19 protein-coding genes and 1 other annotated feature are annotated in these 23,998 nt (G+C 52.5%); of the genes, 7 read left to right on the top strand and 12 right to left on the bottom strand.

Going from position 1 to position 23,998, the window contains the following annotated elements:
• Positions 1–6 precede the first annotated feature (6 nt).
• The gene (locus tag FGS84_RS02310; protein ID WP_138306113.1) at positions 7–1,179 is read right to left on the bottom strand and encodes a DHHA1 domain-containing protein; all 1,173 of its coding nucleotides are present in this window, start codon (positions 1,177–1,179) and stop codon (positions 7–9) included.
• Positions 1,180–1,439: 260 nt separating this feature from the next.
• Between FGS84_RS02310 and FGS84_RS02305 the strand changes: the two genes are divergently transcribed.
• Positions 1,440–1,697, top strand: coding sequence for a hypothetical protein (locus tag FGS84_RS02305; protein WP_138306112.1), 258 nt, complete (start codon positions 1,440–1,442; stop codon positions 1,695–1,697).
• 89 nt (positions 1,698–1,786) lie between these two features.
• On the opposite strand, the gene FGS84_RS02300 is transcribed toward FGS84_RS02305, so the two are convergent.
• Positions 1,787–1,939: a hypothetical protein gene (locus FGS84_RS02300; RefSeq protein ID WP_171042520.1), complete on the bottom strand. Its 153-nt coding sequence runs from the start codon at positions 1,937–1,939 to the stop codon at positions 1,787–1,789.
• A gap of 136 nt (positions 1,940–2,075) precedes the next feature.
• Here FGS84_RS02300 and FGS84_RS02295 point away from each other — a divergent pair, with 136 nt between their 5' ends.
• Together FGS84_RS02295 and FGS84_RS02290 are read left to right on the top strand one after the other, a co-directional pair.
• A complete protein-coding gene (locus tag FGS84_RS02295) occupies positions 2,076–2,492 on the top strand; it encodes a hypothetical protein (protein ID WP_138306110.1) in 417 nt (138 codons plus the stop codon).
• A gap of 44 nt (positions 2,493–2,536) precedes the next feature.
• Positions 2,537–2,818, top strand: coding sequence for a hypothetical protein (locus FGS84_RS02290; protein WP_138306109.1), 282 nt, complete (start codon positions 2,537–2,539; stop codon positions 2,816–2,818).
• Positions 2,819–2,851: 33 nt separating this feature from the next.
• On the opposite strand, the gene FGS84_RS02285 is transcribed toward FGS84_RS02290, so the two are convergent.
• The 4 genes from FGS84_RS02285 to FGS84_RS02275 form a co-directional block, all read right to left on the bottom strand.
• Positions 2,852–3,718 (bottom strand): L,D-transpeptidase family protein, encoded by an 867-nt coding sequence (locus tag FGS84_RS02285; protein WP_138306108.1) that lies wholly within the window; start codon positions 3,716–3,718, stop codon positions 2,852–2,854.
• A 61-nt stretch (positions 3,719–3,779) separates the two neighbouring features.
• Positions 3,780–3,929 (bottom strand): hypothetical protein, encoded by a 150-nt coding sequence (locus FGS84_RS30695; protein ID WP_171042519.1) that lies wholly within the window; start codon positions 3,927–3,929, stop codon positions 3,780–3,782.
• Positions 3,930–3,961: 32 nt separating this feature from the next.
• Positions 3,962–6,376, bottom strand: a complete 2,415-nt coding sequence (gene leuS, locus FGS84_RS02280; RefSeq protein WP_138306107.1) for a leucine--tRNA ligase — start codon at positions 6,374–6,376, stop codon at positions 3,962–3,964.
• A gap of 108 nt (positions 6,377–6,484) precedes the next feature.
• Positions 6,485–6,740: a binding site (T-box leader), on the bottom strand.
• 35 nt (positions 6,741–6,775) lie between these two features.
• The gene (locus tag FGS84_RS02275; protein ID WP_138306106.1) at positions 6,776–7,141 is read right to left on the bottom strand and encodes a 4-fold beta flower protein; all 366 of its coding nucleotides are present in this window, start codon (positions 7,139–7,141) and stop codon (positions 6,776–6,778) included.
• Positions 7,142–7,340: 199 nt separating this feature from the next.
• Here FGS84_RS02275 and FGS84_RS02270 point away from each other — a divergent pair, with 199 nt between their 5' ends.
• The 3 genes from FGS84_RS02270 (at position 7,341) to FGS84_RS02260 (ending at position 12,891) form a co-directional block, all read left to right on the top strand.
• Positions 7,341–8,873 (top strand): DUF1538 domain-containing protein, encoded by a 1,533-nt coding sequence (locus FGS84_RS02270; protein ID WP_138306105.1) that lies wholly within the window; start codon positions 7,341–7,343, stop codon positions 8,871–8,873.
• On the top strand, positions 8,863–9,561 hold the full coding sequence (locus FGS84_RS02265) for a hypothetical protein (protein ID WP_138306104.1): 699 nt from the start codon (positions 8,863–8,865) through the stop codon (positions 9,559–9,561). The genes FGS84_RS02270 and FGS84_RS02265 overlap by 11 nt, the downstream gene beginning before the upstream one ends.
• A 78-nt stretch (positions 9,562–9,639) precedes the next feature.
• A complete protein-coding gene (locus FGS84_RS02260; RefSeq protein WP_138306103.1) occupies positions 9,640–12,891 on the top strand; it encodes a UvrD-helicase domain-containing protein in 3,252 nt (1,083 codons plus the stop codon).
• A 113-nt stretch (positions 12,892–13,004) separates the two neighbouring features.
• Here FGS84_RS02260 and FGS84_RS02255 read toward each other — a convergent pair whose 3' ends face one another.
• From FGS84_RS02255 to FGS84_RS02245, 3 genes are all read right to left on the bottom strand, one after another.
• Positions 13,005–14,345 carry a citrate synthase gene (locus tag FGS84_RS02255; RefSeq protein WP_138306102.1) on the bottom strand — a complete coding sequence of 447 codons (1,341 nt, stop codon included), beginning with the start codon at positions 14,343–14,345 and terminating at the stop codon, positions 13,005–13,007.
• A gap of 30 nt (positions 14,346–14,375) precedes the next feature.
• Positions 14,376–16,679, bottom strand: a complete 2,304-nt coding sequence (locus FGS84_RS02250) for a hydratase (protein ID WP_138306101.1) — start codon at positions 16,677–16,679, stop codon at positions 14,376–14,378.
• Positions 16,680–16,899: 220 nt separating this feature from the next.
• Positions 16,900–17,985 carry a type II CAAX endopeptidase family protein gene (locus tag FGS84_RS02245; RefSeq protein WP_138306100.1) on the bottom strand — a complete coding sequence of 362 codons (1,086 nt, stop codon included), beginning with the start codon at positions 17,983–17,985 and terminating at the stop codon, positions 16,900–16,902.
• A 172-nt stretch (positions 17,986–18,157) separates the two neighbouring features.
• Between FGS84_RS02245 and FGS84_RS02240 the strand changes: the two genes are divergently transcribed.
• The gene (locus FGS84_RS02240; protein ID WP_138306099.1) at positions 18,158–18,808 is read left to right on the top strand and encodes a Crp/Fnr family transcriptional regulator; all 651 of its coding nucleotides are present in this window, start codon (positions 18,158–18,160) and stop codon (positions 18,806–18,808) included.
• Here the strand turns inward: FGS84_RS02240 and FGS84_RS02235 are convergent.
• The 3 genes from FGS84_RS02235 to FGS84_RS02225 all read right to left on the bottom strand — a co-directional run bounded on the left by FGS84_RS02235 (position 18,797) and on the right by FGS84_RS02225 (position 23,958).
• Positions 18,797–21,352: an EAL domain-containing protein gene (locus tag FGS84_RS02235; protein WP_347563768.1), complete on the bottom strand. Its 2,556-nt coding sequence runs from the start codon at positions 21,350–21,352 to the stop codon at positions 18,797–18,799. The two genes, FGS84_RS02240 and FGS84_RS02235, sit on opposite strands and share 12 nt — an antisense overlap.
• Before the next feature lie 133 nt (positions 21,353–21,485).
• Positions 21,486–21,650: a rubredoxin gene (gene rd, locus FGS84_RS02230; protein ID WP_138306098.1), complete on the bottom strand. Its 165-nt coding sequence runs from the start codon at positions 21,648–21,650 to the stop codon at positions 21,486–21,488.
• Positions 21,651–21,861: 211 nt separating this feature from the next.
• A complete protein-coding gene (locus FGS84_RS02225) occupies positions 21,862–23,958 on the bottom strand; it encodes an elongation factor G (protein ID WP_138306097.1) in 2,097 nt (698 codons plus the stop codon).
• Positions 23,959–23,998 lie beyond the last annotated feature (40 nt).

The raw sequence follows: 23,998 nt of genomic DNA, 5'->3' as shown, positions 1-23,998 counted from the left end.
CATCCTTTATATGTCTGTCTCTTCCAGGAACGCCGCCTCAATGGCTGCCCGCTCCGCCCGGAAGGTCCCCTGGGCCATAAGGCTGCTGCCTCCGCCCCTGCCGTTCAGACGGCTGTTCAGGGCTTTGCTGAGCGCCCGCATATCCATCCTGCTGCTGCCAAGGGCATAGTGATATTCCCCCTCCCTGTCGTTTCCGGAACAGACAGCAGCCACTCCCGCCTTGTTCTGTTCGTAGAGAAGGGTGGCATACTGGCGGACCTGGACCGGGTTTAAATCCTCCTCAAATACAATCAGGGGGTCTGTGCTCTCCCGGAACTGCGCTGCCTTCAGCGCCATCAGGCTGCTTCCCAGCTTTCCAATCCGGAACTCCCTGTCCTGGCTGTCGTTTTTAAGCTTCTCCACTGCATCCGGCACCTGGACCAGCTTGGCTGACAGCAGGTTGGAAATCCTGATTTCATCCTTCAGCCTGTCCCTGTAATCCAGCAGGGCCCTGCGGCCGCAAAGCATGGACAGGCGCACGCCGCCCTTGTAATGAATCATGGTCCTTATCTTAATGATGCCCACTTCTCCGGTGTTTTCTACATGTGTGCCGCAGCAGGCGCACACATCCCCGCCCGGCACCTCCACAATCCGCACCAGACCGGACAGCTCTTTCTTGCTTCTGTACTCCATAGTCCTGAGCTCGTCCCCAGTGGGATAAAGCACCTTTACAGGAACATTGGCATAAACCAGCTCATTGGCCTCGTCTTCCAGACGGTCCAGGTCCTCCGGCTCAAGAATGCCGTTAAAGTCCACTGTCACTTCCTCGGCTCCCATGTGGAAGCCTACATTATCGTAGCCAAAGCGCCTGTGCACCAGCCCGGACAGAATATGCTCCCCTGTGTGCAGCTGCATGTTGTCGTACCGGCGCTGCCAGTCGATTATCCCTTCTGCCAGGGTTCCCTCTTCTATGGGCTGCGCCAGTTCATGAATCACCTGGTCCCCCTTTTCATGGACGGACAGAACGGGAATCCCGTTTAAGGTTCCTGTATCATAGGGCTGTCCCCCTCCCTCCGGATAAAAACCAGTCTGGTTCAGAGTCGCAAGCCAGGTTCCCTTCCCGCTTTCCTCACAGTGTTCCACGGTACACATAAACGATTTTACATAGGGTATCTGGTAATATAATCTGCTTTTGTCCATTCTCAAAGCCTCTTTTCATTTTCATCTGCTGTCCCGGCCCGTGTCTTCCTTCCCTTGTCCGGAACCGGCGCGCGCAGTATCGCGTCCGCGGCACGGCCCCTGGCCTTATCATGCCTGCGTTGCAGCGCCTGCCGACATTATACTATATATACCATCCTTGTACCAACAAAAATTTTCTAAATTTTATCAAATTGTGGAAACATGAGCAAGCAGGGCCTCATATGATACAGTGTAATTAAACTTTATATGGAGGAACTAACATGAGTGATGTAGCAGCAACAAACTGCGGTTGTGACTGTGGATGTGGATGTGGAACAGGAGGCAGCGGATGCGGATGCAATATCATCTGGCTTATCCTGATTCTGTGCTGCTGTGGAGGCGGCGGTGGCTTCGGACATAGCGACTGCGGCGGCGGTTGTGGCTGTGGATGCAGCTGTGGAGGCGGATGCGGAGACTTTATCTGGCTCATCTTAATCCTGTGCTGCTGCGGCGGCGGTGGCGGCGGCTTCTGCTGCTAATTCCCACCTCTAAGAAATCCTTCACCAAAGAATCAAAGGAACAGGGAGTGCTTCATCACTCCCTGTTTTTTCTTGCAGGGAAGCCGGGCTTATTTGCCGGCCTCGCCTGCCTCCCCGGGTGAAAACGGACTTTTTGTGCCCCGGTTCTTTCCTCCATACCCCTTTCTTCCCTGTCTCTGTTTTAAGCACTCCTCATCTATTTCATATACTGCATTTCCATCTATAATCAAACGGCTGTACATGGATTTCACTCTCCTTCCATACTTATAATATATGCAGTGTCCATGCTTTGGCTCATTGCACCGGAAAATAAGTGGCATGTAACAGGCCCCTTCCGCATAAATTGGAATCAAAGAAAGAAAAGGCTGGTGGAAATACATGAATCCATCTGATGACTATAAACTGACCGACCTGGACTATCTCATAGGCGACCACCATCTGCAGATGATTAAGGCCTCCCTGCCCTACCTGGGCGTACCTGAGCAAAAGGCCATCTCCCTGTTTGTCAAGGCTCAGGAGCTGCGAAAGACAGTGGAACTCTTTGAGACAGAGGAGGTAGCGTCCATGGGCATCTGCTCCCTGGAGCGTCCTCAGGGAAACGGTTCCCTGCGGGACCTGCTGAAGGCCATCCGTCCATATGGAAATCCCATGGAACAGGATATGATTGACATGGCCGAAACCCTGATGGAAGGCCAGACTCCCATGGAACAGCTGCGCAGGTTCCTGACGCCGGAGCAGCAATCCCGTTTTGAAACCATGGAAATGATAGTCACTGCCATGCAGGCCATGGCCTAGTACGGCTCATCACTGAAACCCACTACAGAAAGGACTACATAATTATGGATAACAGCTGGAAACAGGACCCCAGGCTCAAGGCCATGAACAAAGATAAGCTGGCCATGCTCACTGAATTTGCGGAACGGATTGAGCACTCAGACAAGAGCAACATGATGGAGGCATTCATGGCCATCAACATGGAGGCCAGACAAAAAGGCGTACAGTTTAACGACAGGGAGACAGACTTATTAGTCAACATCCTCAGCGCCAGAATGCCTCCCTCTGAGAAAAAGAAAATTGATTTGTTGAAAATGCTTTCCAAAAAAATGGCAGGGCCGCGCTGATGCGCCCCTGCCTCTGCCTTATGGAAATTTCCATTATTTTAACCGTTCCATATCCGGGGCAATAACAATCTTAGTGCGCTCTGTGGCTGACTGTACCAGCTCCTTCGCCCTTTCCTGAGGCAGGCGGATACAGCCTGCGGAGCCGTTGTCCCGGGTTGCGGTAAAGCAATGAAGGAAAATAGCCGACCCCTTCCCTGGCTCGCAAGCTTCATTATAATCCAATGCCAGGGCATAATTATAGTAAGGGGAGGAAGCCGCCATGTTCTCTGCGGAATTCCAGTTCTTTGCAACCTGTGATGTATTGACCAGTTTGTTATAATACGGGCTGGCTGAATCATCCACCCAGTAATCGCCTTTCGTGATTTTATGGTAGGGAAGGGTGCTTCCCGGATTTTCCTTAAGACCAAAGGCCATGGTAAATCCGTATGTACCGGCAGGCGTGCTTCCATCTCCCTCAGCCTTCTGGTCTGTAATGCCGTTCCTGCCTGCGATACCGGCTTCCTTCCAGGCCATCTCCCAGTCTTCCCCTGACTTCTTATAATAATAGACATCTGCGCTGCATCCGCCGGTGCCCACTACCACCACCAGCTGGTCCGCATCCTTTGCCCCTTCCAGGTTCATGGGCTGTATGACTCCGTTCACCACTGCCGCCTTTGCCTCTGCTTCCTTTGTCTCCTCCGGCTCTGCTTCTGAAACAGCCTGTACTCCCGGCCCGCGGTCCGCCGGATTCAAAGCTGCCCCGGCTCCTGTGCCGCCCGCTGCAGCCAGGGCCGTAAGGCTGCCCGCAGCCGCCATAACTCCTGCCAGTACCAGCGCTGCCGCAGCCCTGCCTGTCTTTCCGTATATTCCGTTCTTTCTATATTCCCTGCTGTCTCCGCCTATTCCGCTCCTATGTCTCATCACTGCACCTCAATCTCATGTTTTATCCATTTCCTATTATAACCTGCAATAACAGCAAATGTTATTTCTTTTTTCTTACATTTCCCGGAACAGACAGCTGAATGGCCGCTGCCGCTGCCCCCATATATCCCATGCTTAATCCATTCACAGCCCATTCATAACCATGCGCAAAAACGCCTGCCCAGCCCATGGTGAATGGCTGTGCAGGCATTCTGTCATCCCCCGGAAATAAGGGAATTCTGTTTATTTACACACAATATTGATAATCTTTCCAGGCACATAGATTTCCTTTACCACATTGCCTGTCAGCTTTTCCTTAACAGCTTCCCTGCCTGCGGCAATGGCCTCTTCCTTGGAGCTGTCCGCACTGATGCTGATGACAGCGCGGGTCTTTCCGTTAATCTGGACAGCCACTTCAATCTCATCGTCCTTCATGGCTTCCTCATCGCATTCCGGCCACTGTGCATGGAACACGCTGTCGGTACCGCCTAACTGCTGCCACAGCTCCTCTCCGATATGGGGAGCAAACGGCGCCAGGAGAATCACGAATGTCTTAAGAGTCTCCCTGTCGATTCCGCCTTCCTTCCTGGCCAGCTCAATCAGCTTATTGTTGTACTCCATGAAACCGGAAATCACGGTGTTGAGACTGAACTGGTTGAAGCGGTATTCAATGTCATATACCAGCTTGTGGCGCAGCTTTATCATTTCCTTGGACGCCTTTACATCCTTGTCCCTGTTGTCCATTACCAGGTTCCAGAAACGGTTCAGGAAACGGGATACGCCCTCAATGCCCCGGTCATCCCACTCTGCATCCAGCTCCGGCGGTCCCACAAACAGCTCATAAAGACGCAGGGAGTCACAGCCGTAGTCTCTCACCAAATCATCGGGAGACACCACGTTGCCCTTGGATTTGCTCATCTTGATGCCGTTCTTTCCTGTAATCATGCCCTGGTTGAACAGCTTCTTGAAAGGCTCGTCAAAATCAATGGCGCCGATATCGCACAGGAACTTGGTGTAGAAACGTGAGTAAAGCAGATGGAGCACCGCGTGCTCCACGCCGCCGATATACATATCCACCGGAAGGTACTTGTCCGCCTTTTCCCTGGATACCAGTTCTTCCTTGTTGTGGCTGTCCACATAGCGCAGGAAGTACCAGGAAGAACCAGCCCACTGAGGCATGGTATTTGTCTCCCTCTTGGCCGGAGCGCCGCAGACCGGACAGGTGGTGTTTACCCATTCGTCAATACCGGCCAGAGGTGATTCGCCGGTTCCCGTAGGCTGATAGCTCTCCACCTCAGGAAGCCTTAAGGGCAGCTGGTCCTCAGGCACAGGCACGCAGCCGCACTTGGGGCAGTGAATGATGGGGATGGGCTCGCCCCAGTAACGCTGCCGTGAGAATACCCAGTCCCTCAGCTTATAATTGACTGTCTTGTGGCCAAATCCCTTTTCCTCTATCATGTGGGGTGCTTCCTTTTTAAGGACAGCTGACTCCATTCCGTTCCAGTCCCCGGAATTAATCATGATGCCGCTGGCCTCGGTATATGCCTCGGTCATGTTCTCGATTTCCCTGCCGTCCTTTGCAATTACCTGTACAATGGGCAGGCCGAACTTTTTGGCAAACTCAAAGTCCCTGTCATCGTGGGCAGGCACGCACATGATGGCGCCTGTACCGTAATCAGCCAGTACGTAATCGGACAGCCAGATAGGCGTCTTTGCACCATTCAGCGGGTTGACGGCATAGCTTCCGGTAAACACGCCGGTCTTATCCTTGGCCTGCATACGGTCCACATTGGAGCGCATGGAAGAATCAAAAATATATTTTTCCACTGCTTCCCTTGTCTCATCGGTTGCCAGACTCCTGGCCAGGGCGTGCTCCGGCGCCAGCACCATGAAGGTGGCACCGTAGAGGGTATCCGGCCTGGTGGTGTATACCGTAATCTTCTCATCACGTCCGTCAATAGGGAAATCCACCTCGGCTCCGTAGGATTTGCCAATCCAGTCAGTCTGCATCTTCTTGACCTTCTCAGGCCAGTCCAGCTTATCCAGGTCATTTAACAGGCGCTCAGCGTAAGCCGTAATCTTAAGCATCCACTGGCGCAGGTTCTTCTTGGTAACCGTGGTGCCGCAGCGCTCGCAGCAGCCATTGACCACTTCCTCGTTTGCCAGACCGGTCTTACAGGAGGGACACCAGTTAATGGGGAATTCCTTCTCATAGGCCAGGCCTTTTTTGAACATCTGTACAAAAATCCACTGGGTCCACTTGTAAAAATCCGGGTCCGTGGTGTTCACTTCCATATCCCAGTCATAAATCGCAGCAATCTGCTTAATCTGACGCTTGATATTCTTAATGTTTGCCTCTGTGGACTTAGCCGGATGGACGCCCATCTTGATTGCATAATTCTCAGCAGGAAGGCCGAATGCATCCCATCCCATGGGGTGGATGACATATTTGCCCTTTAACAGCTGATACCGGCTCCAGACATCTGAAATCACATATCCTCTCCAGTGTCCTACGTGAAGGCCGCTGCCTGAAGGGTATGGAAACATATCCAGACAGTAATACTTTTCCTTCCTGCCATCGTTCACATTGATGGGCTTCTCTTCCCAGTTCTCACGCCACTTTTTCTCAATGGCGCTGTGGTTGTACTGTGTTGCCATAATCTCATTCCTCCATTGGTTATCTAAGGGGATGATTCCCCTTTATCCAGACAGCATACCGGCCCCGCGTATTTTCCGGATGAAATACAAAAGCCCTGCGCCTCTACTGCTAGAGACGCAAGGCTATATATCCCCGCGCGGTACCACTCTGGTTCATGCTGTCTGACGCATGCACTTAATCCTCTTATAACGGTAAGGTCTCCGTCCTGTCCTACTAGTCCCCGGACCCCGGTTTCCGGCGGTCCATCCCCGTTGGGGCAGGCTACTCCAGGGCCAGTTCAACAACCATCCGTCACCGGCTCACACCAGCCGCCGGCTCTCTGCATCCATCCGGTTATCTACTCTTCCCTATCTGCGTATTTGCACTGACTCTTAATTTAACATATTTCCCAGACAGTGTCAACTGTTACCAGACAAAAAATCCCCTGCCGCAATCTCTGACCAGGCGGCCTTATAGGCTGTCTTGGAACGCTTTGTCTCCCTGGAACGTCTGGTTGGCCTGGCTGCCCTGGCCCATTTGGCCGGCGTCTCACGGCGGGAAGGCTTTGCCGGTCCCCCGATTCGGGCCTGGTCCGTAAACATGACGCAGTATCCGTCCAGGTCCCTGACCCATCCCTTTTCAAACCATCCATACTGGGCGCCCTCAAATCCATATACCGCATCCTCGTAAAGATAGGCCGCCGGTCTGCCGTCAAACAGGTAGATATGTTCCCTGTCACTGTCAATATATGCGGCAGGCATCCCATTTCTGTCATACAATGTCATACTTCCATTCTCCCTATTCATTTTCACTCACTGCACCTGTGTATGCTCACATTGGCTTCATTATACTACCGGGCTGTTTGAGATTCAATGTGTTTCTTAACGGAATTCTAACGGTCCCTTCTCTTGCCATTCCGTTTGTCCTTATGTTAAGCTAAAACATATGTGTTAACATAAATAACGGACAACAGGAGGTAATTTATTGAATCAGAAGCTAAAAGAAAAAATCACAGAATCCTTATCATCTGTGCTGCCCGTTACCTGCATTGTATTAATCCTTGGAATCACCATTGCACCCATTCCCCTGGACCCTCTGATGCTGTTTCTGGCGGGGGCTGCCTTCCTTATTATAGGCATGGGGTTCTTCACCCTTGGGGTGGACATGGCCATGATGCCCATTGGAGAAAAAGTAGGGGCGCAACTGGCCAAGGCAAAGAAGCTTCCGGTCATCGTCATTGCATGCATCATCATCGGGGCCATGGTAACAGTGGCTGAACCGGACCTGCAGGTCCTGGCCAGACAGACACCGGCCGTGCCGGACATGACGCTCATCCTTGCAGTTGCCGCAGGAGTCGGTTTCTTCCTGGCACTTGCATTCCTTCGCTCCCTCTTCGGCTGGAGCCTTTCCCACATCCTTCTGGTCTGCTACATCATTCTCTTCATCCTGGCCTTCTATATTCCGGGTGATTTTCTGGCTGTAGCCTTTGATTCCGGCGGAGTGACAACAGGTCCCATAACGGTCCCCTTCATCATGGCTTTGGGTGTTGGTCTTTCTTCTATCGGCCAGGGGAAAAATGCGGACAGCGACAGCTTTGGACTGGTATCCCTCTGTTCCATTGGTCCCATACTGTCCGTCATGATTCTGGGTCTTTTGTTCCAGTCATCTTCCGGCGCCTATGAGCCCATGACCATTCCTTCCATCAGCAATTCCCAGGACCTGTGGCTGGCTTTCCAGAGCGAACTGCCCGAATATGCAATGGAGGTATTTACGGCCCTGTTCCCCATCCTGGCATTTTTCCTGCTCTTTCAGGTGTTTTTCCTGAAAATGCGCAAACGCCAGGTAGTAAAGATTCTGGTGGGAATGCTGTATTCCTATATCGGGCTGACCCTGTTTCTCACAGGTGTAAACGTGGGCTTCATGCCCGCAGGAAGCTATCTTGGAAAACAGATGGCGTCCCTTCCCTATCGCTGGATACTGGTGCCTGTGGCCATGCTCATCGGTTTTTACATTGTCAAGGCAGAGCCTGCCGTACAGGTACTGAACAAGCAGGTGGCGGATGTAACCGGCGGCAGCATATCCGAGAAGACCATGATGACCGGACTGTCCATCGGCATGGCCCTGTCACTGGGGCTATCCCTGTTCCGGGTCATCACAGGGCTGCCTCTCATGGCCTTCCTTCTTCCCGGCTATGCCCTGGCCCTGGGTCTTTCCTTCGTGGTCCCCCCGGTCTTCACCTCCATTGCCTTTGACTCAGGAGGAGTTGCATCCGGTCCCATGACAGCCACCTTTCTTCTTCCCCTGTGCATGGGCGCCTGCGAAGCCCTGGGCGGCAATATCCTGACCGATGCCTTTGGCATCGTGGCCATGGTAGCCATGACACCTCTCATCATCATCCAGCTCATCGGCCTGTTTTATGAGCTGAAGACCCGCAGGGAAAAAGCTGTCTCCAGACATCCTGTGGTGGATATGAACCAGGAATTTATAAATTTAGAGGAGGAGCCTTATGAGCCATAACAGCATAAAGCTGGCAGCCGCCATCGTAAACCGGGGAGCCGGTAACAGGGCAGCTTCCATATTCCATACATACAACCATGAAATACTGCTGGCAGTCAGGGGACACGGTACAGCCAGCTCGGCCGTCATGGACTGTCTGGGGCTGGATGAGCCTGAAAAGGACCTGGTCCTGGGCCTGTCAACCCAGTCCGGTGCAGACCGTCTGCTCCATGCCCTTGGCAGGGAAATGGAATTCTACAAGCCTGGCCACGGCATCGCGTTCACCCTGTCCCTTACAGGCATCAGTCTCGCCGCCATGGACATCCTGAGCCGGCACAGAGACCAGGATGCCAAAAATAACGATACCGCAGAACACAAGGAGGATATCCCCATGGCAAATGCCCATTCCTATGAATTGATTGCTTCCGTTATCCACACCGACCTGGCCACGCCGGTCATGGAGGCTGCCAGAAAAGCTGGCTGCCAGGGCGGCACCCTGATAAAAGCCAGGGAAATAGGCACCGATGCCAGCAAAAAGCTGTTTGGCCTGACCCTTTCCCAGGAAAAAGCCATACTGCTGATTCTGACTCCCACCGACCTGAGACATCCCATACTAAAGGCCATATGTGAGACCGTGATGAAGGAAACCGGCGAACATGCAGTCGCAATTTCCCTGCCCGTGGATGCAGTGGAGGGACTGTCCAATTGATGATGGCAGAAAAAACCGCTTTCTTTTTAGGATGAATCCTTTATAATAATACTATCAAAGGAAAGCAGGTGCATCGCAATGTACATTGGTGATTTACATATCCACTCCCGCTACTCCAGGGCAACCAGCAAGGAACTTACGCCGGAGCACCTGGACTTATGGGCGGGTAAAAAGGGAATTAACATCCTGGGCACGGGAGACTTCACGCATCCGGCCTGGAGGGCGGAGCTGGCTGAAAAGCTGGAGCCTGCCGAGCCGGGACTTTATATACTTAAAAAGGAATATTCCTTACAGCGCCCGTCCATACCGGGCCAGAGCCGTCCCCGCTTTGTCATCAGCGGGGAAATCAGCTCCATTTACAAGAAAAACGGCCGTGTGCGCAAGGTACACAGCCTTATCCTCCTGCCCAGCCTGGAAGCGGCCGAAGTCCTTTCCAGGCGGCTGGAAGCCATCGGCAACATACATTCGGACGGACGCCCCATCCTTGGGCTGGACTGTCACGACCTTTTGGCCATAACACTGGAGGCATGCCCGGATGCCATCTATGTTCCGGCCCACATCTGGACCCCGCATTTTTCACTGTTCGGGGCATTTTCCGGTTTTGATACCATTGAAGAGTGCTATGAGGAGCTGACGCCCCAGATTCATGCCCTGGAGACAGGACTGTCCTCGGACCCGGCCATGAACTGGAGGCTGTCCGCCCTGGATTCCTTCCAGCTCATCTCCAACTCTGACGCCCACTCCCCTGCCAAGCTGGGCAGGGAGGCCAGCCTTTTTGACATTCCCATGTCCTATGCAGGGCTCTACGGCGCCATACAAAGGGGCGAGGGGCTTAAAGGCACCATTGAATTCTTTCCTGAAGAGGGAAAATATCACTTTGACGGCCACCGCAAATGCCATCTCTGCCTCAGTCCCTCCCAGGCCAGAGCATATAACGGCATATGCCCTGTCTGCGGCAGGAAGCTGACCACGGGAGTGCTGCACCGGATAGAGCAGCTGGCTGACCGGGACGAGGACTTTCTGCTGCCCCAGGGACGTCCCTTTGAGAACCTGGTGCCCCTTGGGGAGGTCATTGCTTCTTCCGTGGGTTCCTCTCCGTCCAGCGTAAAGGTTTCCAGGCAGTATGAGCACCTGCTGGAGGAGCTGGGCAATGAATTTTATATCCTGCGCCAGGCCCCCCTGGAGGACATCCGCCATGTGGCCGGTTCCCTGACAGCAGAGGGCATACGTCATCTCAGGGACGGCAGGGTCCAGTGGAGACCCGGCTATGACGGCGAATACGGGACCATGCGGCTGTTCCAGTCAGCCGAGCTTGACAATGTGGAGGGGCAGCTGTGTATGACCTTTGAGACAGCGGCTCCGGATTTACAGGAAACAGCGGGCCAAATCCAATCCGTTTCAGCGGTCCAGAACCAACCCGGCGCAATAATCCGGGATTTGCAGGATGATATAAACGGACTGCCAAATGCAGACACAGCTTCCTCCCGTGAAACAGCCGTCTCAAGCATACTGACTGTTTCTGCGGCCGCCCCTGTGCTGAACCAGGACCAGCAGCAGGCAGTGGAATCCGTATCGCCGGTAACAGCCGTCATAGCCGGTCCCGGAGCCGGCAAGACAAAAACACTGGTATCGCGTATTGAACATCTCATTGGAGAGCGTGGTGTAAAGCCTTCTGAGATTACAGCCGTGACCTTTACCAACAAGGCAGCGCAGGAGCTGACCCAGAGAATCCGCCAGGCACTGCCCGGCAAGCGCAGCCTGAACCAGATGCAGGTGGGCACCTTCCATTCCCTCTGCTACCGGCTGCTGGCCCAGGCCGGGATGGAGCTGTCCCTGGCAGACCAGGGCCAGGCAGAGGAATGCGCAGAGGAAACCATAGCCAGCCTGGAACTGGCCTGTACGTCCAGGCAGTTTCTCACAGCCATATCACTGCACAAGGCAGGGCTGTCCCCTGGGGAAGGCTCTGCTGGCATGCCGGAACATACAATGCAGGAATCCGCCTTTACTCTGACGCCGGAAGCAGAGGCCAGGTACAAGGAGGCCCTGGACAGCCGGAAGCTTATGGACTTTGACGACCTGCTGCTCAACATGCTGCAGCTCCTTGAGCAGGAGCAGAAAGCAGAATACAGGAAACAGCATTTTTCCTACCTGCTGGTGGATGAATTCCAGGACATAAATCCGGTCCAGTACCGGCTTATCAAGGCGTGGAATAAGGGCGGACGGGAACTTTTTGTCATCGGCGACCCGGACCAGTCCATTTATGGTTTCCGCGGTTCCGACAGCCAGTGCTTTAACCTTCTGGAACAGGATTTCCCGGGAACCAGCACCATACGGCTTTCCACGGGTTACCGCTCCACGCCGGAGATACTCTCTGCCGCCCTTCCCCTCATTTCCCGCAATCCGGGCGGTGAACGCAGACTTGGGGCTGTCCGCCCCCATGGCTGTCCGGTGCGGCTGGTGACAGCGGAAACCAGCCTGTCGGAGTCCATCTTCATTGCCAAGGAAATCAACCGCATGGTGGGCGGCATCGATATGCTGGACGCCCACAGCCAGACACCCGGCCCGGGGGACACAGCCAGAAGCTTTGCAGACATAGCCATCCTCTACCGCACCAATCATCAGGCCCGCCTGCTGGAACAATGCCTGCAAAAAGAAGGAATCCCTTACGTGGTGGCGGGAAGGGAGGATTATCTGGACAATCCGGCTGTCCAGGGTACCATCTCCTTTTTCAGCGCCCTGCTTAAGCCGTCCGGAATGGATGGCGATACGCTGCGGCTCTGCAGAAAACGCATTTCCCCTTCCGCTGATTACAGAGGTCTGGCAGAAGCTTTCCTGCCCAGGCTAAAAAAGGACAGGCCCTGGAAGCTTCTGGAGGACTGGATTTCATGCCTGGGACTGGGCACAGACAAGTCCATGGACACCTTTGTGTGCATGTCCTATTTTCACAAGACCATGGAGGATATGCTTAACACACTGGTCTTCGGACAGGCACACGACCTGAGGCGGAGCGGCCAGGACTCCTGCCCCTCCGATGCAGTGACCCTTATGACCCTGCATGCCTCCAAGGGGCTGGAATTCCCGGTAATCTTCCTCTATGGCTTAAAACAGGGAATCCTTCCCCTGAAAACCGGCAAGGGAACAGTGGACCTGGAGGAGGAACGGCGCCTTATGTATGTGGGCATGACAAGGGCCAGGGACGAATTGCTTCTCACCACCTCCGAGGAACCCTCCCTGTTCCTGGAGGAGCTTCCCAAAGAGGCCTGCCGCAGTGAAAAGGCCCAGGTTCCCGGCAGCGGAATGAAGCAGCTGAGCCTCTTTGATTTCATGTAAGCGCTTCTTTTCCTTTAAGGCAAAAAGACCTGATACACGCCGCATAATGGCTGCATCAGGTCTTTTTACATATTCACATGTATCAGGAAACCGGAATGGCAGTACCGGGCATCCTATCTCTCCGACATAGGCACATAATCCATATTGTCGCCTACATACTTGGTTGCAGGACGCATGATACGGCCGTCATACAACTTGTTCTCTATATTGTGGGCCACCCAGCCCACAACGCGGCTGCACACAAACAAAGGGGTGTACAAATCCCTTGGAATCCGCAGCATGCCGTATGCAAACCCGCTGTAGAAATCCACATTGGTAGGAAGGGCCTTGCCCTTGATTTCTTCCATGACTTCCTTGGCAATACGCTCAAAACGCATGTAGAAATCCAGCTCTTTTGTATGCTTCTGCTCCTTGGCCACCTCCATGCAGCAGGCCCTCAAAACCTCTGCACGCGGGTCGGACACCGTGTAAACCGCATGTCCAAAGCCATATACAAGGCCGGAACGGTCATAGAGCTCCCCGGCCATCAGCTTCTCCACTGCCTGGCGGATTTTCTTGTCGTCTGCATCATAGCCTCCGGTTTCCGCAAGCACGGCGTCCATCATCTCCGCCACCTTAATATTGGCGCCGCCGTGGCGCGGACCCTTAAGGGAACCGATACCGCCGCTTACAGTAGAATAAATGTCAGTGCCGGTGGATGCAATCACCACATTGGTAAAGGTGGAGTTGTTGCCGCCGCCGTGGTCCGCATGAAGCATGAGTATGGTATCCAAAAGGTTTGCTTCCTTGGACGTAAATTTCTGGTCCTTTCTCAGCAGGCTTAAGAAGTTCTCGGCTATGGAGTACTCCGGATTTGCATAATGGATAAACAGGCTTTCCCTGTCATAATAATGTACCTTGCTCTGGTAAGCATAGCAGGCGATGGAAGGAAGTTTAGCCAAAAGGTTGACGCCCTTGACCAGAGTCTGGTACACATCAATATTATCCGGGTCGTCGTCATAATTATACAGGGTAAGCACTGCATCCTGAAGCTTATTCATAAGATTCTTTCCCGGAAGACGCAGCAGGTTCATTTCCACGAACTCATCCGGAATGGTATAGCAGTGTCTCACCACATTGCAGAATTTCTCCAGTTCAGCCTTCTTTGGCAGATATCCGAACAGCAGAAGGAAGCAGGTCTCCTCATATCCGAAATGGCTTTCCCCTTTTCCCTTTACCAGGTCCAGGACATCCACGCCCCGGTAGAGAAGCCGTCCGGGGATAGCCTTGATTCCGCCTTCTGCTTCCTCATATCCCACAACGTCGGCCACCCTGGTAAGGCCTATCCGCACGCCGGTTCCGTCCTCATTCCTGAGGCCCTTCTTTACATTGTACTCTTTATACCATTTATTAGGGATATCCGTGTAATTCTGCGACTTCCCATAGAACTGTGCAAGAAAACTTTCCTTAACCATGTGCCTATACTCCTTTCTCAAACATCCCCATCAGTGTCTGCCCCTGTTATAATTAATCAGGCATCCGGCCTTAACGATTTCCCGTTCCTCAGCCGTCATATCCGCAATATATAAATCCAGGGTCCTTATGCTGCCGCCCTCTTTTCCCAGCACATAAGCCTTGATATTCTTTAAATCGCCGTCCAGGGCCTTCCTGATGCCCGGAACATAGATATAATCCCCCACCTCGAAGCAGGGCTCTTCCTCCATCTGGAAGGGAACCATGCCCCAGTTCATCACATTGGAACGGTAACGCTTGGTGGCGTACTCCCTGCAGATATTGGCCAGGCCGCCGATGACTCTCTGGCAGCTGGCTGCCTGCTCCCTGGCCGAGCCGTCGCCGGGCTTCACCGCGTAAATCATGCCGCCCACTTCCGTATCCTGGACCGTCACATTTTCATTTCCCTCAATGCCGTGAATGGCGTCAAACAGTTTTTCCAGAACAGGCTCCAGCTCCAGCTCCTTTGCCGCGCCTTCCTTTGTCCTGGCCTTTTCCAGTTTATCCACCTCCTTGGCCCTTCCCACATACTCCGGGTCCCTTCTGGACAGGGTGAATTCTGCCAGTCCCAGCGGGTTGGAACGGTAGGAGGAGGTTTCGCCGGAAGGAATCAGCTCATCCGTGGTGGTCACAGGGTCCATGATTTTGGAACATACCTTCAGGAGGATATTGTCTGCCAGCGGACTCATCTCCGGCCAGTCCTTAATATTCGGTCCATAGACCAGTTCCTTTTCCATGTCGCCTTTGTTGTATCCCATGTATACACGGTTCTTATAGGAAATGCCGTCGAATTCATACTCAGGCACACTGTCCCAGCCATCCAGCTCCCATGCGGAGGTAAGCTTTCCTCCGTTGGCCGCTGTGGCGGCAATGGAACGCGCATCCATCAGGGCAACAGCAGCCATCTGGCCGTTGCCTGGTTTGGAGCCTTCCCTGTTGGGGAAATTCCTGGTGGTATGGCGGATACTGAGACCGTTGTTGCACGGCGTATCGCCTGCGCCGAAGCAGGGTCCGCAGAAGGCAGTCCGTATGATGGCGCCTGCGTCCATCAGGTCGGACACAGCCCCCTTCTTCACCAGGTCAGCAAAAACAGGCTGTGAAGACGGATATACTGCCAGGGAGAATTCGTCGCAGCCGCAGTTCTTTCCCTTTAATACACGGGCTGCTTCCATCACGTTGGAATAGGTGCCTCCTGCACAGCCTGCAATGACTGCCTGCTGCACCATGAGCTGTCCCCCTTCAATTTTATCCCTCAGAGTAAAGGACGCCTTGCCGCCCGATACCTTGGCTGCTTCTGACTCCACCATGCCCAGTATGTCGTCCAGATTGGCCTTCAGGTCATCAATCTCGTATGTATTGCTGGGGTGGAAGGGAAGGGCTATCATGGGCTTTACCGTGGAAAGGTCCACATATACGCAGCCGTCATAGTAAGCCACATCCGCGGGAGCCAGCTCCTTATAATCGTCCTCCCTGTGGTGTTTGGCCAGATAGGCCCTGGTATCCTGGTCCGTCTTCCATATGGAGGAAAGGCAGGTGGTCTCCGTGGTCATAACATCCACGCCGTTGCGGTAATCCGTTGTCATGGAAGCCACGCCGGGGCCCACGAACTCCATTACCTTATTCTTTACATATCCGTTCTTAAACACAGCTCCAATGATAGCCAGGGCAATATCCTGGGGACCGGTTCCCGGCTGCGGGGCTCCGTCCAGATAAACTGCGATAACGCCCGGATATGCCACGTCATATGTATCCCTCAGAAGCTGCTTTACCAGCTCGCCGCCGCCTTCGCCTATGGCCATGGTTCCCAGGGCTCCGTAACGGGTATGGCTGTCGGAGCCAAGAATCATCCTGCCGCAGCCTGCCATCATCTCCCTCATGTACTGATGAATGACCGCAATATGTGGTGGAACATAGATTCCCCCGTATTTCTTCGCTGCGGACAGGCCGAACATGTGGTCATCCTCGTTGATGGTCCCGCCTACCGCACAAAGGGTGTTGTGGCAATTGGTCAATACATAAGGAATGGGGAACTTCTCCATGCCGGAAGCCTTGGCTGTCTGTACAATACCCACGAAGGTGATGTCGTGGGATGCCATGCTGTCAAACCGCAGCTTCAGATGTTCCATGTTACCGGATGTGTTGTGGGCCTCCAGAATGGAGTAGGCAATGGTCCCTTTCCTGGCAGATGCCTGGTCTGCATCCCTGCCGGTCAGTGCCTTTACCTTTCCGCTCTCTGATTCCGGTACAATTTCAGTGCCGTTAACCAGATAAATACCGCTGTCATACAATGATACCATTTCATTACCTCCTGGTGTCTGATTTTATGAAAAAGGGCTAGGCTGTGGATTTCCGCCTGCCCCCTTACATTCGTTGGTTATTACTATAAAACAAAATATTTGATTTGTCCAGCATTTTTATTGTAGTTGCCACAGCTTTTGCGTTGTGGTCTATGTTGACCCTGCCATGTCCGTCGCTGTCACATGCTAATACTTTATCACATCAAAGCATCCGTGTAAATCACCAATTTAATATAAACAGGCCGATGCATATGATAAAATACACAATCATCCCTATATTGAGAAAGGCTGTCTTAAATGCCCTGCCCTTTCCCAGGGGCCATTGTCCCGGATGGAAGGTAATCTGCCGGCGGTACACAATGATAAGGGTGATGGCGGCAATAAGGCAGGCCAGCATAAAAAACAGATATGCAAGTATCAGGATGGAGGAGCCTGCAGTAACCAGCCACCCCATATCAACTCCCAGGATATGCTCTATCTGCCGTATCATCCACGGCCCTCTGGTCAGTCCCTGGGCTCCCTTTGACAGCTCCACCGTGATAACGCCGCCTAACAGGTTAAACAGCATATGGAACCCAATGGTGTATCCCACCTTTCCCGTCTTTGCATACACATAGGCCCATAGAAGCCCTATGCCAAAGGCATAAAAGAACTGTGAAAAATTGCCGTGGGCCATGCCGAACATAAGGCCGGACATGATGACGGCTGCCTTCTGGCCGTATCCCAGCAGACGGTCCATGACCAGCTTCCTGAAAAAAAGCTCCTCCACCACAGGGGCCATAATAACCGTTGTCAGCAGATTGACCCATACGTTGGAATTGCGGATCAGCTGGTCCAGCTCTGCGGAATCCGGCCCTGAGGGCTGTAAAATCCCGACCAGCCTGCCCAGAATGTTTCCCGCCAGACCGATTCCCATTGCAATGACAAAGAAAGCCGCAAATCTGCCGAATCCCCACTGTTCCTTCTGAGGCGAACCGCACTTCGGCACCAGCTGAAGCAGTCCGGCCACCGCCGGAAAGGCCACCAGGTACATGGGCAGGGACGACATAAGCATCCGCCCCGTAAATCCGTAAAAATCAATGAAATCCCCCAGCAGGGAATTAAGCAGCCCCACCAAAAGTATGGCCACCACCTGGGCGGCCAGGGTGAGCAGCATGAAAGCTGCCGCCGCCAGCCCCACATGTGAAAACTGCTTTCTCTGGCGCCGCTCCATAGCTGCTGCCTGCTGGGAATCCGGCCCGTAAGGGTCCTGTATCTGCGGGTCCGGCCCCCAGGCCTTTTCCCGGTTTTCGTTATCGTATATCATAGGCAATATCCAGTCTCCTTTATCGGAACTTATACAGTACTGCTCTGGTTCTGCCGCCATACTGTACTGTGCAGGAACTGCCGGGGACAGTCCTTTTTAGTGTTGCAATTGCAACAAAAAAGTATTATGATATTAAATATCATACCATAAAAGATAGTAGGGTAAAAGAAACATGACAGAATATTTTCAGAAAAACCTATTTAAAGACATTTCCATTGACGAATATAAAAAACTTCTCAGCTGCCTGGATGGAAGGACAAAACAGTTCAAGGCAGGGGAGACCATATGTGATTACGATGAAGGTTTCCATGAAATCGGCATCATAGGGAAGGGCAGCGCCTCGGTGGTCCGCTACGAATACAACGGAGCCAGGACCATTCTGGAACGCCTGGGCCCCCAGGACATCTTCGGCCACCTTCTGTCCTGCGAAGGCAGCGAACATGCAGGTATCAGCGTTGTCTGCGACACCCCCTGTGACATCCTTTTCATCCGCTACGCCACTATCAGCTCTCCCTGCACCAAGTCCTGCTCCCACCACCACCAGCTGACCCAGAATCTGCTGGACCTGATTTCGGAGCGGGCCCTAAACCTGAGCCGCAGGGTGGAAGTCCTGTCCCAGCGCACCATCCGGGAAAAACTCATATGCTACTTTATGCAGCTGGCCGCCCAGACCAAGGCCTCCTCCTTCAGTCTGCCCTTTACCATGGTGGACCTGGCCGATTACCTTTCCATTGACCGCAGTGCCATGACCAGGGAACTGAAACGTATGAAGGAGGAAGGCCTGATTGAGATGGACAAGCGCTGTGTCCGCCTATTCCTTTAATGTTTTTTCAATCTGCCGGGCGCTCATGGGGCGCCCAAAATAAAATCCCTGTATATACTCCATTCCCAGCTCCCTTACAGCCTCATACTCCTCTCTTGTCTCCACTCCCTCCAGACACACCTTCCTGCCCACATCGTGGCACAGGTCTGTGATGGAGCGGATAAATGTGGCATTAAAAAGGTCTGAGGTGATTCCCTTTACAAATCCTTTGTCAATCTTCACCACATCCACCGGGATGTTTTTTAATGAAAACAGGGAAGAATACCCCACTCCGAAATCATCCATGGCAATCTTTACCCCAAGTTCCTTCATCTGAGCAATCATGCGGAGGGTATCCTCCTCCGCCTTAGCCAGGTATGTTTCGGTCAGTTCCATGATAAGCCCGGACGGCGCCAGATTGATTTCCTTCAAAGCTGCGCTGAGGCAGGATATAAAATCCCCCTGGGTAAGCTGGATATAGGACAGATTCACACTGATATGGAAATCCGGCCTCAAACGGCTCCATTCCAGGCACTGGACCATGGCATGGCGCAGTATCCACTGTCCCAGAGGAATAATCAGGCCGCTCTGCTCCATCAATGGGATGAACTCACCCGGAGACACATCCCCGTACTTGGCGCAGTGCCATCTGGCCAGTGCCTCGGCCCCGCGGAGCCTGCCTGTCAGGGTTTCCACCTGGGGCTGATATTGGATGGAAAACCCGGCAAATCCACGCTCCACGCTCTCCCGCAGAAGCTCCATCAGCTCCAGGCGCCGTTCTCTGCTGGCCAGGATATCCCTGGAAAATACGGTCATCCGGTTCTTTCCCATAATCTTGGAATATTCCAGGGAATAGTTGGCGCGTTTAAAGAGTTCCAGATAATTGCTTCCATCCTCCGGATAAGAAGCATATCCGGCCGACAGGGTGCAGAAATACTTCCTTCCGCCATACTCCTGCTGCTTACAGAAATTCTGCTGCAGCTTGTCAAATATCTGCAACGCTGCCTTTGCATCCCCGCCCAGAAGGAGGATGCCGAACTCGTCACCGTCCAGCCGGTAGAGCATGGCATTGTGTGGCAGCATGGACGCCACCTTTTGGGCCGTAATCCGAAGAACCTCGTCCCCAAAAGACCGGTCATACAGGTCATTGATATTCTTAAAGGAATCCATGTCCAGAACCATAAGGCCAATGGTATCCATGCATTTGCGGTCTACCAGGTATTTCTTGATATTTCCCTCAAATTCGTATTTGTTGTAAAGGCCGGTCATATGGTCAATCTGGTTTTTCTTGCCCAGGTTGCTGATCATGCCTGCAAATAACTCCGGCTGCCCGTTCTCATCCCTGAGCATCTTGCCCCTGCACCGCAGCCATACCCATTCCTGCCTCACATTCCTGGCCCGGTACTCTATGTTATGATACTCTTCCCTTCCGTCTGCAATGCTCTGATTGCTCTCTAAAAAATATGCCTCATCGTGGGGATGAATCAGCTGTCCCCAAAAGGCAGCCGCCTCCCTGACCACCTGGCCCGGCAGGCCGAACTCCTCCACCATGGCCTGGGGATACCGGAACACCCCGGTCTTCATATTTCCCACAAAAATATAATCGTCCGTACTGGCGGACAGTGCTTCGCAAAGGCGTCCGCCGTCATATTCAAAGGTTTCATCCTTGTCCCCGGATTCCTCTGCAAGCCTGCGCTTCGCCCGTTTTATGTGGTAGCCCCTCTTTTGTATGTACATCTGCTCATCAGCCCTGGAAATAATATCCTCCACAGAGCCCATATCCCCGGGATAGACTTCCGTGATTCCATAGCTGAAGGAGACATCGTACGCCTGAGTCAGGTGGCTTCGTTCCTGCCTGGCCCTGTTCAGAAACCGCCTCATGCTTTCGTCCGCCGCCTTTATGTCACGTCCGTAAAATACCATAACAAACTCGTCGCCGCTGAGACGGTACATAAAGTCCATCCTGCCAAGACACTCTTTGGCAATGGAGGCCACATACCGGAGCAGCCTGTCCCCTTCGCTGTGTCCGTATTTATCATTGACTGATTTCAGCTCATTGATATCATACAGCACCACGGTCACTATCTGATTCTCACGGCCGCCCTGATTCAGCGCCTCGATGAGACGTTCGCTTCCTCCCCGCCGGTTTAACATCCGTGTCAGCTCATCGGTGCGGGCTGTCTCTGAAATCAGGTCATATTCTGTCATGTCCACAGAATTCTGGACATGATATACCTTTCCCTTCCACTGAATCAGGCTGTCATAATTCCTGTATTTCCTGCCGGTCAGGGAATTCGTCTCACGCCAGACGCAGACTTTATCATCCTCCATCTGTTCCAGCTGCCTGATTCTGCAGTAAGGGCATCTCTCATCCATATCCTTTTGAAGTACCCTCCAGCAAATGCAGCCTTCAGGCGCCTTGAGTCCGAAGGTTTCCTTCATGGCCTTATTCATATAAAGGATTTCATCCGTTTCTGCATCCGTTATATAGAAATTGGTGTTCATCTGGTCCAAAACAGCTGCCAGGAATGTATCCTTAAATAAGTTTTGCTGTTCTTCCATCATTAAAAAATCCTCTTTACAGTATTTGAACGCTCTTCCCTTATTGTAAACTCTTTCCAGATGATACACAAGGGGTAAATCAAATAAAAGGCGCCTCTTCCCAGGTTTTATGAGGGAAGAAGCGCCGGCCTGCACCTTATTCTTCTATAACAGAAAACATATCTTTTCCAACTCCGCAGATAGGACAAACCCAGTCATCCGGAATATCCTCAAATGCAGTTCCAGGCTCAATCCCGCCGTCCGGGTCGCCTATCTCCGGGTCATATATCCATCCGCATGGGTCGCATAAATATTTCTTCATTATCATTTCCTCCTTGAATTAACACATTATTTATCTTGGTTTTGAATCATTTCCTTTGATGTCATTACTATATCATAACTATTCCTGTTTTTCTGTGACATTTGCAACATTTTTAACTATTTTTGATATAATATTTAATTTGCCACATTTTCCGGGAAACATGCATGGAAACAGCTGCCCAAAATAACCCGGGCAGCTGTGATATTTAATTTTATTCGCCGTCCTTAGCCGCGGCCCTGGCCTCTATCTCGCGCTTCTGCACATCACCGGGAGCCTGCTCATAGCGGCTGAATTCATAGGAATAATCGCCCAGACCGCCTGTCATGGAACGCAGGTCCGTATTATATCCAAAGAGCTCGGACATAGGGATATCAGCCTCAATGACCTGCTTGCCGTTGTGGTTGGAATTCATGCCCAGCACGCGGCCTCTTCTGCGGTTTAAGTCGCCCATGACATCACCGGTAAACTTATCCGGAACAGTGACCTTAAGGGAGGCAATGGGTTCCAGAAGCACTGGATTGGCTTCCATGAAGCCCTGCTTGAAGGCAAGGATGGTAGCCATCTTAAATGCCATCTCCGAGGAATCCACCGGATGATAAGAACCATCTAAAAGTGTAGCCTTTAAGCCTACCACCGGATAACCTGCCACCGGGCCCTTTAAGACGCATTCCTGCAGTCCCTTTTCAACAGCAGGGAAATAGTTCCTGGGTACGGAACCGCCGAATACCTTTTCCTCAAATACATATGGCGTCTCCAAATCGCCTGATGGCTCAAACTCCATAATAACGTCACCATACTGTCCGTGACCGCCGGACTGTTTCTTGTGCTTGCCCTGTACCTTTACTTTCTTGCGCAGGGTCTCGCGGAATGCGAACTTAGGCTGGCTTAAGGTCACATCAACCTTATAGCGGCTCTGCAGCTTGCTGATTACCACATCCAGCTGCTGGTCGCCGATACCGTATAACAGGGCCTGACGGTTCTCAGCGTCATTGACCACCTTAAGAGTCAGGTCTTCTTCCATCATCTTGGCCAGTGCTGTGGATACCTTATCATCCTCGCCCTTGTTCACGGCCTTATATGCCATGTATGTGTATGGAGTGGAGGTCTGGGGCTTATGGTATACGATGGGTGCTGTGCGCACGGCCATGGTATCGCCTGTCTGGGTCACGGTCAGCTTTGCAACGGCACCGATATCGCCTGCCCTCAGCTCCTGAACCTCAATCTGGTCCTTGCCCCGCAGGATGTAGAGCTTGCCAATCTTTTCCTCAGCATCCTTGTTTACATTGTACACAACCGTGTCGCCCTTAAGGGTTCCGGTACAGATTTTCATCAGTGAATACTTGCCGATGAATGGGTCCACAATGGTCTTAAACACTCTTGCGGACAGGGATACATCGTCGTTGTACTTGGCTGTAAAGCGCTCGCCGGTGGAAACATCCACGCCGATACACTCAAAATGGTCAGGTGACGGGAAGTATTTGTCAATGGCCTGCAGCAGAACCTTAAAGCCCTGGCAGTTAATGCCGGAACCCATCATGACAGGTACGATGTCCCCCTCAATTACATGGGTTCTAAGCGCTGTGGAAATCTCCTCCTGGGTAAACTCCTCTCCCAGGAAATAACGTTCCATATATTCTTCACTGGTCTCGGCAACAGCCTCGATAAGGGCATCCCTGGCAATAGTCAGGTTCTTCTGGACATAATCCGGAATCTCGCACTCTTCATAATCACTTAAATTAGTGAAACGGCGTCCGCCCATCTTTACCACATTGACGAAACCTACGAACTTTTCATTCTCACGGATTGGCAACTGGAACGGAGCAATCTTACGTCCGAACTTAGTTTCCAGCTTAACCACAAGCTCACGATAGCTGGCATGGTCATCGTCCATATTTGTGACGAAAATCAGCCTGGGCAGGTTGTACTTCTCGCACATCTCCCATGCCCTTTCTGTACCAGGTTCAATACCTGCCTTACAGTTGACAACAATAATGGCTGCATCGGCAACACTGATGGCCTCCTCAACCTCTCCTACAAAATCAAAAAATCCCGGCGTATCCAGAAGGTTAATCTTAATTGGCCCGTCCTCTCCCTCATATTCCAGAGGAATCAGGGTTGTGGAGATAGAAAACTGTCTCTTGATTTCTTCCTTGTCATAATCGCTGATGGTGTTTCCGTCCGGCACCTTGCCCATACGTTTTGTAACACCAGTCAGCAGCGCCAATGCTTCCGCAACGGTTGTCTTACCAGCGCCTCCATGTCCAAGTAATACAACGTTGCGGATTTGTTCAGTTCCATATACGTTCATAAACTTCCCTCCTGTTCATTAAATTTAAGCCTATGCGTAT

It is taken from the genome of Clostridium sp. 1001271st1 H5 (genome assembly GCF_005845215.1).
Classification (GTDB): domain Bacteria; phylum Bacillota; class Clostridia; order Lachnospirales; family Lachnospiraceae; genus Enterocloster.
The sequence above is the reverse complement of the archived record's forward strand: the minus strand, read 5'-3'. Positions and strand labels throughout refer to the sequence as shown.